At 62.1% G+C, this 14415-nt stretch carries 8 protein-coding genes; 4 read left to right on the plus strand and 4 right to left on the minus strand.

Annotation, left to right across the window (positions count from 1 at the left end; translation table 11 throughout):
• Positions 1-57: 57 nt before the first annotated feature.
• The gene (gene purH / locus ACE04I_RS03225) at positions 58-1674 is read left to right on the plus strand and encodes a bifunctional phosphoribosylaminoimidazolecarboxamide formyltransferase/IMP cyclohydrolase (protein ID WP_487206612.1); all 1617 of its coding nucleotides are present in this window, start codon (positions 58-60) and stop codon (positions 1672-1674) included.
• A gap of 140 nt (positions 1675-1814) precedes the next feature.
• Here the strand turns inward: purH and ACE04I_RS03230 are convergent, their stop codons facing one another.
• Both ACE04I_RS03230 and ACE04I_RS03235 read right to left on the minus strand, forming a co-directional pair.
• Positions 1815-3194, minus strand: a complete 1380-nt coding sequence (locus ACE04I_RS03230; protein ID WP_487206613.1) for an MFS transporter — start codon at positions 3192-3194, stop codon at positions 1815-1817.
• 42 nt (positions 3195-3236) lie between these two features.
• Entirely contained in the window at positions 3237-8009 is a 4773-nt protein-coding gene (locus ACE04I_RS03235; RefSeq protein WP_487206614.1) for an NAD-glutamate dehydrogenase, read from the minus strand.
• Between the two features lie 214 nt (positions 8010-8223).
• Here ACE04I_RS03235 and pdxY point away from each other — a divergent pair, with 214 nt between their 5' ends.
• Positions 8224-9096 carry a pyridoxal kinase PdxY gene (gene pdxY, locus ACE04I_RS03240; protein WP_046796826.1) on the plus strand — a complete coding sequence of 291 codons (873 nt, stop codon included), beginning with the start codon at positions 8224-8226 and terminating at the stop codon, positions 9094-9096.
• Between the two features lie 86 nt (positions 9097-9182).
• The gene (locus ACE04I_RS03245) at positions 9183-9866 is read left to right on the plus strand and encodes a carbonic anhydrase (RefSeq protein ID WP_046796827.1); all 684 of its coding nucleotides are present in this window, start codon (positions 9183-9185) and stop codon (positions 9864-9866) included.
• A 9-nt stretch (positions 9867-9875) separates the two neighbouring features.
• Here ACE04I_RS03245 and ACE04I_RS03250 read toward each other — a convergent pair whose 3' ends face one another.
• Together ACE04I_RS03250 and ACE04I_RS03255 are read right to left on the minus strand one after the other, a co-directional pair.
• Positions 9876-10688 (minus strand): lytic murein transglycosylase, encoded by an 813-nt coding sequence (locus ACE04I_RS03250; RefSeq protein ID WP_487206615.1) that lies wholly within the window; start codon positions 10686-10688, stop codon positions 9876-9878.
• Positions 10689-10882: 194 nt separating this feature from the next.
• Positions 10883-11917 (minus strand): aspartate-semialdehyde dehydrogenase, encoded by a 1035-nt coding sequence (locus ACE04I_RS03255; protein ID WP_487206616.1) that lies wholly within the window; start codon positions 11915-11917, stop codon positions 10883-10885.
• Between the two features lie 557 nt (positions 11918-12474).
• Between ACE04I_RS03255 and ACE04I_RS03260 the strand changes: the two genes are divergently transcribed.
• Positions 12475-14358 (plus strand): MFS transporter, encoded by a 1884-nt coding sequence (locus ACE04I_RS03260; RefSeq protein ID WP_487206617.1) that lies wholly within the window; start codon positions 12475-12477, stop codon positions 14356-14358.
• Positions 14359-14415 lie beyond the last annotated feature (57 nt).

Raw genomic sequence — 14415 nt, forward strand, 5'->3', positions numbered from 1 at the left:
ACGCGGCGGCATCCGTCCTTTGCGCCCGTCCGTGGGCCGTGTTCCAAGGAGAAGCCCATGGCCGTCGTTTCGAAGAAAATTCCCGCTCCCGACCGGATCATGATCCGCACCGCGCTGCTCTCGGTCTCCGACAAGACCGGCATCATCGAGCTGGCGCAGGCATTGGTCGATCACGGCGTGCGGCTGCTTTCGACTGGAGGCACGCACAAGGCCATCGCGGCGGCCGGACTTCCCGTGACCGACGTCTCCGAAGTGACGGGCTTTCCGGAAATCATGGATGGCCGCGTCAAGACCCTGCATCCGACCGTACATGGCGGACTTCTGGCGATCCGGGACGATGAAGAACATGCCGCCGCCATGAAGGAGCACGGGATCGACGGCATCGATCTTGCCGTCATCAATCTCTACCCCTTCGAGGAAGTGCGCGCTGCCGGCGGCGATTATCCCACCACGGTCGAGAACATCGATATCGGCGGCCCGGCGATGATCCGCGCCTCGGCCAAGAACCACGCCTATGTGACGATCGTCACCGATCCTTCCGATTATCCGGCGCTCATCGAGGCTCTGCGCAGTGATGAAGGCCACACGGCCTATGCCTTCCGGCAACGGCTGGCCGCCAAGGCCTATGCCCGCACCGCCGCCTACGACACGGCGATCTCCAACTGGTTCGCGGAAGCGCTCGACATCGAAATTCCGCGCTACCGGACGATCGGCGGGGTGCTGAAGGAGGAGATGCGTTACGGGGAAAATCCCCACCAGAGCGCGGGCTTCTACGTCACCGGCGAGAAGCGGCCGGGTGTTGCGACCGCAACCCTCATTCAGGGCAAGCAGCTCTCCTACAACAATATCAACGATACCGATGGCGCCTATGAGCTGATCGGCGAATTCGCGCCGGAAAACGGCCCGGCCTGCGCCATCATCAAGCATGCCAATCCTTGCGGCGTTGCGGTTGCTCCGACCCTTGCGGAAGCTTATCGGCAGGCGCTCGCCTGCGATTCGACCTCGGCCTTCGGCGGCATCATCGCGCTCAATCAGACGCTGGACGCGGAAACGGCCGAGGAGATCGTCAAGCTCTTCACTGAGGTCATCATCGCACCGGAGGTTTCCGAGGAAGCCAAGGCGATCATCGCCAGGAAACCGAACCTTCGCCTGCTTGCCGCCGGCGGCCTTCCCGATCCGCGCTCGCGCGGCCTGACGGCCAAGACGGTTGCCGGGGGACTTCTGGTGCAGACCCGCGACAACGGCATGGTGGAGGATCTCGATCTACGTGTGGTGACCAGGCGCGCGCCGACCGAACAGGAACTCGCCGACCTGAAATTCGCCTTCAAGGTCGCCAAGCACGTAAAATCGAACGCAGTCGTCTATGCCAAGAACGGCCAGACCGCCGGCATCGGCGCAGGCCAGATGAGCCGGATCGATTCGGCCCGTATCGCCGGCATCAAGGCTGAAGAGGCGGCGAAAGCGATGGGATGGGCGGAGCCGATGACCAAGGGTTCGGCGGTCGCATCGGAAGCCTTCTTCCCCTTCGCCGACGGCCTGCTTTCGGCGATCGCGGCGGGCGCCACCGCCGTTATCCAGCCGGGCGGCTCGATGCGTGACGAAGAGGTGATCGCCGCCGCCGATGAGCATGGCGTGGCGATGGTCTTCACCGGGATGCGGCATTTCAGGCATTAATTCAGCCCGTCATCCCTGTGCTTGTCACAGGATCCAGCAGCGCCGCGTCTGCGGCGCATGGGAGTCTTTTCACGCGAAGGACTTCGCGTGGCTGGATTCCTGTGACAAGCACAGGAATGACGAGAGAAAGCTTGGCAGCATTATCGACGGCGGTCCGCCGGATAAGGCGTGGCCAGCAGCAACAGCAGTCCCGCTGCCAGGAAGATGATCAGCGTCGCCATGCCGAGCCGGGCCGAGCTGCTGGCATAGGTCACCATCGAGAAGAGAAGGGTGGCGAGAAAGCTCGTCGCGCGGCCGGAAAGCGCGTAGATGCCGAAATAGCGGCCGCTTTCCGAAGGTTCGATGCTGCGGGCGAGATAGGAGCGCGACGAAGCCTGGACCGGCCCGAAGGCGATGCCGATCAGAAGCCCGAAGAGAATATAGGCCTTTTCCGCCGCGGTGCCGAAAAGACCGCCGGCGTCTTCCTGCGAAAGCGGCAGCAGCCCGAAGAAGACGAAGCCCGGACCGGTCGAAACGATGCCGATGGTCGCGATGATGAGCAGCACGAGGCTGATGACGACCATGATCTTGGAGCCCAGGTGCCGGTCGAGCCTTCCTGCCAGCAGGCAACTGAAGATCGCCACGACATTCAGGATGATGCCGTAGATGCCTATCTCAATCGTCGCCCAGCCGAACATGCCGGCTGCGAAGGCGCCGCCGAGGATCAGAAGACCGTTGACGCCATCCTGATAGAGCATGCGGGCCACCAGAAATTTGGCGATGCCGATGCGCCGGCGCAGATCTGTGAGCGTACCGGCAAGTTCCGAAAGACCAGCGCGCACGGCCTGCGCCATGGGCAGGCCCTTGGCGGCATCCGGCGTGAAGAAGAACATCGGCAGAATGAAGACGAGATACCAGAGGCCGGCGATCGGGCCGGTAATGCGGGCATCCTCGCCCTGATGCGGATCGAGGCCGAAAAGCGGGGGCAAGCCGATCAGCGTGCGGCCGGTTTGCGGGTTTGCGGCAAGCAGCGTGACGACGGCGATCAGAACCACCATGCCACCGAGATAGCCGAGCCCCCAGGCGATATTCGAGATGCGTCCCACCTCGTCCCTGCCGACGAGCCTCGGCATCATGGAATCGTTGAAGACGGTCGAGAACTCAGCGGCGATCGAGGCCAGGATCATGAAGATCATCGGCCAGATGATCGGCGAGCCGGGCGCGGCGAACCAGAGCGCCGAGACGCAGGTGATCTTGACCAGGGCAAAGAAGGCGATCCACGGCTTGCGCGGGCCGGATTGATCGGCAATCGAGCCGAGAACGGGGGAGAGAATGGCGATGATCAGCGAAGAGATCGTCGCCATATTGCTCCAGGCGGTCTGGGCGGAGACCGGATCTGCGGTGAGCCGCGAGACGAAATAAGGACCGAAGATGAAGGTGGTGACGACGGTGAAGAAGGGCTGGGCGGCCCAGTCGAACAGCATCCAGCCCCAGATGCCGCGCCGGCCGGCTTTCGCCGGCACTTCCTCAAGATGAGACACGGCCACCTTTTCCCCCGGGTTCAAGCTATCGGTCCCGTTGTCTCACCTCACCCTTCCATGCGCAAGGTCGCTGAGCAGGCCTGCCGCCACGGTGATTTTCGGCAGGGTCGGATCGCTGCCTTCGCTTAAAGCAACCAGTTCCGTCCCGATGCGGTTTATCCGCAGGCGATCGGTCGAAACCCAGGCACCCAGCGGTTTCTTCTCTTTCGGATAGGCCGCAAGCGCCGCAATCACGATATCGCGCCGCGCCGTGGTGATCTGCTGAAGGCTGCGGGAAAGCGCAAGGCTCTCGTAGTGGTCCGAGGTGGCGATGCGCCCACCGACTTCCAGCAGGCGATCGACCCGGAAGGTTTTCGTGACGGCGAAGTAGAGATCCGCGGCGCGGGAGAGGCTTTCGCCCGTCCGTTCGGCGATCAGCATGATCTCGGGCGTGAGAACGAGGGTCGCAAGCAGGGCGATTTCGGCCGCGAGCTGTGCGGGAATTCCCTGCGCCTCGAGCTCCGCGGCGTTCGTCCCGATGGCATCGGCAAGGCCGAGGGATCCAATCGAGGCACGCAGGCCCTTGATCGCGTTCCTGAGCCGGCGAATGGCGCTTTCCATATCGCCGACAGCCGCGCCGGTCTCGAGGATGAGCCGGGTCGCTTCGGAGAATATTTCGCTGATCCGCGCGTAGAGACCGTTCTGCGCCTCGCCGGATATCTTCCCGTCCAGGGCATCCGCCTCGGCCCAGAGTTTCGGCAGATCGAATCCGTCGCGGGCGAGATAGGCTGCCTTGACGACGCTTGCCGCGGATGTGCCTGTCAGATCGCTCATCTTCTGGACGAAGCCCGGCCCGCCGCGGTTGATGGCTTCGTTGGCAAGCGAGGTCGCTATGATCTCGCGGTGCAGGCGATGGTTTTCGATATCGCCGGCGAAAGCCTTCTGCATCCTGGCGGGGAAATAGGCTTTCAGAACCGTCAAGAAATAGGGATCGTCGGGCAGCTCGCTCGCCACCAGCGCATCGAACAGGACGATCTTGGCATAGGAGAGCAGCACGGCGATCTCTGGCCGGGTCAAAGGCCTGCCGGAAACATAGCGTTCGGCCAGCTCGGCATCGTTCGGTAGGGTTTCCACCTTGCGGTTGAGCTGGTCCTGCGCTTCCAGAACCGACATCAATCGCGACAGTTCCTCGCGATTGGCGGTTCCCTTGCGCTCGGTGAGCGAGATCGCCAGCGGCTGCAGATAGTTGTTGCGCAGCACGAGGGCTGCGACTTCGTCGGTCATGGATGAGAGAAGCTGGTTGCGTTTGCCCCGCGTCAGCCGGCCATCCTGCATGGCGGGGTTCAGCGCGACCTTGATATTGACCTCGACGTCGGAGGAATTGACGCCGGCGGAATTGTCGATCGCATCGGAATTGCAGCGGCCGCCGGCCAGCGAATAGGCGATACGCCCCTTCTGGGTGACGCCGAGATTGGCGCCCTCGCCGATCACGCTCGCGCGTACTTCGCCGGCGGTGATGCGGATCGGATCGTTGGCGCGGTCGCCGACCTCGGCATCGGTCTCCGAAGCGGCCTTGATATAGGTGCCAATGCCGCCGAACCAGAGGAGATCGACAGGGTTCTTCAGGATCGCGGTCATGATCTCGAAGGGGGTGGCGATGGTCTTTTCCATTCCGATCGCCGCCGCCGCCTCCCTGGTGAGCTTCACCGATTTTTCGGAGCGGGAAATGATCATCGCACCTTGCGAAAGCGTGCTGCGATCATAGTCCTGCCAGCTCGATCGCGGCAGCTTGAACAGCCGCTCGCGCTCAGCGAAGGATTTTTCGATATGCGGATCGGGATCGATGAAGATGTCCCGATGGTCGAAGGCGGCGATCAGGCGGATCTGGCGCGACAGCAGCATGCCGTTGCCGAAGACGTCGCCGGACATATCGCCGACGCCCGCCACGGTGAACGGCGTCGTCTGGATATCGATATCCTTTTCGCGGAAGTGGCGCTTTACCGCTTCCCAGGCGCCGCGTGCGGTGATGCCCATCTTCTTGTGATCATAGCCGGCCGATCCGCCCGACGCGAAGGCATCGTCCAGCCAGAAGCCTGCTTCCTGCGCCAGCCCGTTGGCGGTGTCGGAGAAGGTGGCGGTTCCCTTGTCCGCCGCAACGACGAAGTATGGGTCGTCGCCGTCGATGCGCACGGTATCCGGCGGGCCGACCACTTCGGAGCCCAGGATGTTGTCGGTGACGGAAAGAAGCGTGCGGATGAAGGTCTTGTAGGCCTCGCGTCCGGCATTGAATATCTCATCGCGCGAGCCTCCGGCCGGCAGCGCCTTGGGGAAGAAGCCGCCCTTGGCGCCGACCGGCACGATGACGGCGTTCTTCACCTGCTGCGCCTTGACCAGGCCAAGGATTTCCGTGCGGTAATCCTCGCCGCGATCGGACCAGCGCAGGCCTCCGCGGGCCACCTTGCCGAAGCGCAGATGCACGCCTTCCACTTCCGTTCCGTAGACGAAGATTTCGCGGAAGGGCCGCGGCTGCGGCAGGGCATCCAGCAATTTCGGATCGAATTTGAAGGCGAGAACCTTTCTCGGCGCTCCGTCGGCATCGCGCTGGAAATAATTGGTTCGAAGCGTGGCGTCGACCGCGTTGACATAGCGGCGCAGCGTCCGGTCCTCATCGAGATTGGGCACGCCTGCTAGCGCCGTTTCGATGGCGGCATGATGATCGGCGAGCTTTTTGACGCGCGCCTTATCGCCAAGCTTCGGATCGAAACCATCCCGGAACAGGCGGAAGATAGCGGCGGAAATCTCCGGATATTTCGTAAGGGTATCGGCAATGTAGTTCTGCGAATAGACGATGCCGGCCTGGCGCAGATAGCGCGCATAGGCGCGCAGTACCGTCACCTCGCGCGCCGAAAGGCCGGCGAGCAGGACGAGACGGTTGAAGCCGTCATTGTCGACCGTGCCTTCGAAGGCGGCGAGGAAGGCTTCTTCCAGAAGCGGCCCTTCGCGGGAAAGGTCGATCGTCTCCTGCCCGGTGAGCTGTAGCTCCATGTCGTGCAGCACGACGAGCTTGCGGTCAGTCTCCGGGCCTACGCCGATATCGAAGGTCCGCTCGCTGACCACATGGAAGCCGAGGTTTTCCAGAAGCGGCACGCGGCGCGAAAGTGAGAGATGGCGGTCGTGATGGAATATCTTGAGGGAGACGGTGCCGGGCTTGTCCGTCGGGTCGTGGTAGAAGGCGATGCGGATCGTCTCGCCCGCCGCGCAGGCGGCGATGTCCTCGAGATCGGAAAACGCCTGGTCAGGAGTAAAAGCCTCCTGGAACGCATTGGTGACGGATATGCGCGGTCCCGTCTCGGCAAGTGTGGCAAAGCGCTCTTCCCAAGGCGTGGCGATGAGGCGGATCGTCTCTTCGAGCTTCGCCTGGGGAATGCGCGGCGTCTTTCCGCCGCGACGGCCGATGATGATATGGACGCGGGCCACGCCGCCTGCCGGGAAAGCCGGATAATAGGCCGAGACATGTCCGTCATAGGCCTGGGCAAGATAGTCGCTGACCTTTTCGCGGACGAAGGAATTGTAGTCTTCACGCGGCACATAGACGATCACCGAGACGAAGCGGTCGAAATGATCTATCCGCGGCAGGACCCGTACCCTCGGCCGCTCGCTCAACTCCATGATCTGTTCGCAGAATCGCGCCAGGACGTCGGTATCGATCTGGAAGAGATCGTCGCGAGGATAGGCTTCCAGCGTGTTGGCAAGCATGCGGCCGGAATGGCTGTCCGGATCGAAGCCGAAATGATCCTCGACGCGGGCGGCCTTGGCCCGCAGCAGCGGAATTTCGCGGACGGAATGGGTATAGGCGGTGGCGGTGAAGAGGCCGACGATCCTCAGTTCGCCGATCACCTGGCCATCGGCATCGAAGCGCTTGATGCCGATATAGTCCATATAGGCGCGCCGGTGCACGACGGATTTCACATTCGCCTTCGTGACGATCAGGAAATCCGGCCCTTCCAGGAACTCGAGGATTTCCGGCGTCGTCATCACCGCATCCTTGCCCTGGCGCAGCACGAGCACGTCAGGGTCGGAGAGGATGCCGAGCCCCCTTCCCTTGCCCCGCTCCACCTTGGCTTCTGCGCCCTTGCCGGAATAGACGTATTCGCGCATGCCGAGGAAGGCGAAATTATCGTCGCGCAGCCAATCGAGAAATGCGAGAGCCTCGTCCCGGTCGGCCTTCCTGCGGCTTGCCGGATGCGCGCGAAGCTGGGTGGCGGCCCCTTCCAGCACCTCCAGCATCGGTTTCCAATCGGTGATCGCCAGATGCACCTGCTCCAGCACGTGACGGATGCGCTCGGCAAGCGAGGCGGCCTGTTCCTGCGAGAGCGGCGCTATGTGGATCTGGATGAGGCTGACGTGGTGAGAGGGATCGCCGGGCGCTTCATTCGAGCGGAGCACCGGCTCCTTTCCCGGCGCCATCAGCAGAATGGGGTGGACCGCCATATAGAGATCGCGATGGGTGCCGGTGACCTCGCCCATCACCGAATCGAAAAGAAAGGGCATGTTCCGGTCGATAACGGTGAGCACTGAGACCGGCACGCCGACGGGTTCCACGCCCGTTATCTGCTCGATCGTGATATCCGGCCGCATCCGCGTCCAGGCCTTGAGCCGCCGAGCGGCATGGGCCGTGGAAAGCTCCAGCATCTCAGGCGTATAGGCCTCGAGGTCGTCATTGCTGGCGCGTCCGAACAGAATGAGAGGGTCCAGGTGTTCCGCCTTGTCTCCGGTCGCGATCTTGCGTGCTTTCTCGATCAGCTTTTCCCGTTTCGGATTCTGCCTGGCGGCCATCGGGTTTCCCTTCCCTTGTTTCCACGTCGCCGATTTTGCGGCGACGAACCTCATGAAGCTTGTATTTTTGCTTCATGCCGTCGTGAAGCTATTTCTTTTCAGCCCGGCTAAAAGATGGCCGATTCGTCTAGAGTTTATCCTTTCACGTGAAGCCTTGTTGACATGCCGCAAGGAAGAAACGATCAACAAGCCTTCGAAGCCGGAAGCCAAGCTCATGCAGGAATCCCAAAGCGCCGTCATCGTCATCTCCAGTCATGTGGTTCGCGGTTCCGTCGGCAATCGCGCCGTTGTTTTCGCGCTGGAAACATTGGGCTTTCCCGTCTGGGCGCTGCCGACGATCGTGTTGCCCTGGCATCCCGGCCATGGGCGGGCGACCCGCCTCACATTCACCGAGGCCGATTTCGACAAGGCGATCGACGACCTGATCCGGGCACCCTGGCTCGGAGAGGTGAAGGCGGTGCTGACCGGCTATTTCGGCAATGCCGCCCAGCCGCGCGCCGTCGCGCGGCTCGTCAGAGCGCTTCGGGAGAAAAACCCGGAGCTTCTCTACGTTTGCGATCCGGTGATGGGCGATCTCGGAGGCCTCTATATCCCGCAGGAAACGGCGGAAGCGATCCGTGACGAACTCATTCCGCTCGCCTCGCTTGCCACGCCGAACCGCTACGAGCTCGCCTGGCTTTCCGGGGCGGCGCTGGAGAACAATACGCAGATCATGGATGCGGCCGTGGCGCTCGGTCCGGCGCGCATGCTGGTGACTTCCGCCGTGCCGATGATGGCGGGTGGGACCGGCAATCTCTATCTCACCGGCAAGCACGCCCTGATGGCGGAGCACCGGCTGATCGAAAACCCGCCGAACGGTCTCGGCGATCTTCTCTCGGCGGTTTTCCTTGCGCGCCTGCTCGGCGGCATGGACGAGGAACGGGCACTGCAGCTTGCGACCGCGAGCGTCTACGAGGTGCTGGCCCGCACCGTCAAACGCGGCAGCGACGAACTGACGCTCGAAATGGACGCATCCAGCCTGGCAAATCCGATGGCCATGGTGCAATTGCGCCGCCTCGTGCATCCGCTGCAGCGGACGCGCCGGTAGGCCGGTTTCATCCATCCGGCGTTCGGCTGGAAAGTTCCCCTGCGGGGACATTGATCTTCGCCGCGCGCCGGGATAAGCCTTGCGCCATGACGGACTTTCCAGAAACCCTTCTGAACGGCTACCGCAACTTCATGAGCGGTCGCTATGCGCATGAGAGCGACCGTTACCGCGTGTTGGCGGAACACGGCCAGCAACCCCACACCCTTCTTGTCGCCTGTTGCGATTCGCGCTCGGCGCCGGAGACGATCTTCGACTGTGGCCCCGGCGAGCTGTTCGTCGTCCGCAACGTCGCCAACATGGTGCCGCCCTATGAGCCGGACGGACAGTATCATGCCACCTCGGCTGCGCTTGAATTCGCGGTTCAGGCGCTCAAGATCCAAAATATCGTGGTGATGGGCCATGGCCGCTGCGGCGGCATCAAGGCCGCGCTCGATCCGGCCGCAGAGCCGCTTTCGCCGGGCGATTTCATCGGCCGTTGGATGTCGCTCCTTCGCCCGGCCGCTGAACAGATCCAAAGCAACGACCTGATGACGCAGTCGGAGCGGCAGACGGCACTCGAGCGGGTGTCGATCCGCAATTCGATCAACAACCTGCGCACCTTCCCCTATGTGCGCGCCCTAGAAGAGCAGGGAAAGCTGCATATCTATGGCGCCTGGTTCGACATATCGACCGGCGAATTGTGGGTGATGAACGGCAAGACGGGCGATTTCTTCCGCCCGGAGCTCGAGGTCTCCGCTGAAGCGGACAGCGTCGAAGAAGCGGAAACCTGATCGACGGGCTTATTCCCCGTCGATCCGTGCGCCGATATAGGCGATCGCCTGCTGGTAGACGCTTGCAGCATTCCAGCCCTGGATAGCATTGTAGTTCGCCTCACCCGGCTGATAGCCGGCTCCGCGCCTCCAGCCGTGACCGACCAGGAAGTTGGCGGTCGAAGCCAGCGCGTCGGCGCGCGACCTCACGAGATCGATATGGCCGTCACCGTCACCATCGGCGCCGTAGCGGATCACGTTTGCCGGCAGGAACTGCGTCTGACCGATTTCGCCGTGCGCTGCGCCCTTGGCGGAGGGGCTGAGATCGCCGCGGCCCACGAGCCGGAGGGCGGCATAGAGTTGATCGGTAAAATAGGCGGAGCGACGGCAGTCATAGGCAAGCGTTGCGACAGCCGAGAGCGTGTGCTGGTTGCCCATGAAGCTGCCGAAGCCGGTTTCCATGCCCCAGATGGCGAGCAGCGGACCGGCCGGCACGCCATAACGGCGTTCGATGGCGGCGAAGAGCGCGGCGTTGTTCTTCTTCATGCTCTTGCCGCGGGAGATGATGGCCTGGCCGCCGCGCTTCTGCATGAACTGGTCGAAGGAGAGCTTGAAGCTCCGCTGGCCGCGGTCGGCCTTGATCGTTTCGCGATTGTAGGAGACGTTGGCGAATGCCTTTTCGACAACGGAAGGACTGATGCCGTTGGCGGAGGCCTGCCGTTTGAAATCCTGAACCCATTGCGCAAAACCGGAACCATCATTGCCGCATTGCGCCGCCATGGCCGGCACGGCGCCGGCAAAAATTCCAGTGGCGACTAATCCTGCCCGCAAAATCTTCAACATGAGCGTCAGACTCGTTTCAAAGCCGGATACGCTTGTTCAAACGCCCGGACTGAGGTGGCTATATCTGGCCTTATGGCTGTGGTTGAGAACAATCGCAACCCAAGCGAATATGAACAGTTCGTGAAATTGGCGGTTCCCAAGCAAAAGCTCCACCATTTCTGGCGGAGCTTTATCATGCCATGGTTAACGATCGATTATGCTGCGGCCTTGCGCGGCTTCACGAGGCCGCGGTTGACGAGCAGCTCGGCGATCTGGATCGCGTTGAGGGCTGCACCCTTGCGCAGATTGTCGGAGACGACCCAGATGTTAAGGCCGTTTTCGACGGTCGCATCCTCGCGGATACGGGAAATGTAGGTGGCGTCCTCGCCGGCGCATTCATAGGGCGTCACGTAGCCGCCGTTCTCGTGCTTGTCGACAACCAGGCAACCCGGCGCCTCGCGCAGGATTTCGCGGGCCTGTTCGGCGGTGATCTCGTTCTCGAATTCGATGTTGACCGATTCGGAGTGGCCGATGAACACGGGGACGCGCACGGCGGTGCAGGTCACCTTGATCTTCGGATCGAGCATCTTCTTGGTCTCGGCGAGAACCTTCCACTCCTCCTTCGTATAGCCGTCCTCCATGAAGACATCGATATGAGGGATGACGTTGAAGGCGATCCGCTTGGTGAACTTCTTGGATTCGATCGGATCGGCGACGAAGACGGCGCGCGTCTGGGCGAAGAGCTCGTCCATGCCTTCCTTGCCGGCTCCCGAGACCGACTGGTAGGTCGAGACGACGACGCGCTTGATCTTGGCGGCATCATGCAGAGGCTTCAGCGCGACGACGAGCTGTGCCGTGGAGCAATTCGGGTTGGCGATGATGTTCTTCTTGGAGAAGCCTTCGATGGCATCCGGGTTCACTTCCGGCACGATCAGCGGCACCTCGGCGTCGTAGCGCCAGGCGGAGGAGTTGTCGATGACGATGCAGCCCTGGGCGCCGATCTTCGGCGACCACTTCTGGGAGATCGAACCGCCCGCCGACATCAGGCAAATGTCGGTATCGGAGAAGTCGTAATTCTCCAGATTGGAAACCTTCAGCGTCTTGTCGCCGAAGGAAACCTCGGTGCCCTGCGAGCGGGCGGAGGCCAGCGCCACTACTTCGTCGGCCGGAAAGCCCCGCTCCGCGAGAATGGACAGCATTTCCCTACCGACATTGCCGGTTGCCCCGACGATTGCGATCTTGAAACCCATGATATGCTCTCTTTCTGTCTCTCCTCGATCCGGTGAGGGGGAAACCGCAGCATGTTGCGCGGATTTCCTTGTCCCCGGCCATGCCGGGGAGAGAGCGGCGGGCCAGAGACGTCAGACGGTTTTCGTCGTCGTTTTGGCCGTGGTTTTGGAAGAATCGGAAAGACGGAAGTCCCGTCCGGCATAAAGTGCCGGCGGTCCGAAGGCGGCGATGTAAAGTTCGCTGCAATTCATGGAGGCGTCTTCCCGTTCGCCGAAGCTGTTTAGAAGATTTTGGCTCCGAGTCAAGCCTGAGCCCGCCGTTTCGGGCGCGTCCCGGCGATCGCGACAAGACACTGCCGATTGCCTGAGTGTCCTTCGGAAAGAAGAAGAACTGTCACACGGAGACCATATGCCGGCATGGCAACGAAGAGGCGGCATTAGACGAAAGTCATAATCCCAAAGCATCTCTCTTCCTCGAATCAGATTTCTGCCAATCTGCTGGAATGCGCGCCATCCTGACATCCGGGAGGAGAGTCGGAGCAGGCTGGTGCGTCGGTTGATCTTGTGGAGGACGGATCATGGCAAATGTCACGACCACTGCCGACGTAAAGTCAGGCAGTATGACGCGGGAGGAGAAGAAGGTCATCTTCGCCTCTTCGCTCGGCACCGTATTCGAATGGTACGATTTCTATCTTTACGGCTCGCTCGCCACTTTCATCGGCGCGGCCTTCTTCAGTCAGTATCCGGAAACAACCCGGAATATCTTCGCGCTTCTGGCCTTTGCGGCGGGCTTCCTGGTTCGCCCGTTCGGCGCGCTGGTCTTCGGCCGGCTGGGTGATCTCGTCGGCCGCAAATACACCTTCCTCGTCACCATCCTGATCATGGGTCTCTCGACCTTCCTCGTCGGTCTTCTGCCCGGCGCGGCTTCGATCGGCATCGCCGCTCCGATCATCCTGCTCCTCCTGCGCATGCTGCAGGGCCTGGCGCTCGGTGGCGAATACGGCGGTGCCGCGACCTATGTGGCCGAGCATGCGCCGCATGGAAGACGCGGTTTCTTCACGTCCTGGATCCAGACCACGGCCACGCTCGGTCTCTTCCTATCGCTGGTGGTCATTCTTTTGGTTCAGGCGATCCTCGGCCGCGAAGCCTTCGCCGCCTGGGGCTGGCGCATTCCCTTCCTGGTCTCGGTGGTCCTGCTCGGCGTTTCCGTCTGGATCCGTCTGAAAATGAACGAATCGCCGGCCTTCCTGCGAATGAAGGAAGAGGGCAAGGGCTCCAAGGCTCCGCTTTCGGAAGCCTTCGGCCAGTGGAAAAACGCCAAGATCGCCCTTCTGGCTCTGTTCGGCGCCGTCGTCGGCCAGGCCGTCGTCTGGTATTCGGGGCAGTTCTACGCTTTGTTCTTCCTTCAGAACATCCTGAAGGTGGAGGCCCAGTCGGCAAACATCATGGTCGCAGCCTCGCTGCTCCTCGGCACGGGCTTCTTCGTCTTCTTCGGCTGGCTGTCGGACAAGATCGGCCGCAAGCCGATCATCATGGCAGGCCTGCTGCTTGCCATCATCACCTACTTCCCACTGTTCAAGGCCATGACCTGGGCAGGCAATCCGGCACTGGCACAGGCACAGGAAACGGTTCGCGCGACCGTGACCGCCGCTCCGGGCGACTGCAAATTCCAGTTCAACCCGACCGGTACGGCGAAGTTTACCACCTCGTGCGATATCGCGACCTCGTTCCTGACCCGCAACTCCGTTCCCTACGACGTGGTTGCAGGCCCCGCCGGCTCGCCGGCGACCGTTAAGATCGGTGATTCCACCGTCACCAGCTATGACGCGACCCAGGCCGGTGCGGGCGCCAAGGCGGCGGATACGGCCTTCCAGAAGCAGGTCAACGTTGCCCTGCAGGCCGCAGGCTATCCGCTGGCACGCGGTGCATCGAACGTTCCGGAAGCCAAGCTCGATGCCTTCGTCGCCGCCAATCCGGAACTGCAGCTCGATGCCGCAGCCATCCGTGCGGGGAATGCAACGACGGTGTCCGGCGCCGATCTCGTCACGCAGAAGCTGCTGACGGCGGAAGAAGCCGCCGGCGTTACGGAGATGGCGGTCTATTCCATTCCGAACTCCGGCAATTTCACCATGGTGGCCGATCCGGAAGCCGTGAACTGGGCGATGCTCATCGCCATCCTCACGGTACTGGTCATCTACGTAACCATGGTCTACGGCCCGATCGCCGCGCTGCTGGTCGAACTCTTCCCGACCCGCATCCGCTACACCGGCATGTCGCTGCCCTACCATATCGGCAACGGCTGGTTCGGCGGCCTGCTGCCGGCAACGGCCTTCGCGATGAGTGCCGCCAAGGGCGATATCTACTATGGTCTCTGGTACCCGATCGTCTTCGCGGCCATTACGCTGGTGATCGGCCTGCTCTTCCTGCCGGAAACCAAGGACCGGGATATCCACGCGGAATAATCCAGAACTTCGCCGGCCGGCATTCCTTTCCGGCCCACAACGAGAAAACCCGGCGCC

This window comes from Rhizobium moroccans, from assembly GCF_057559155.1.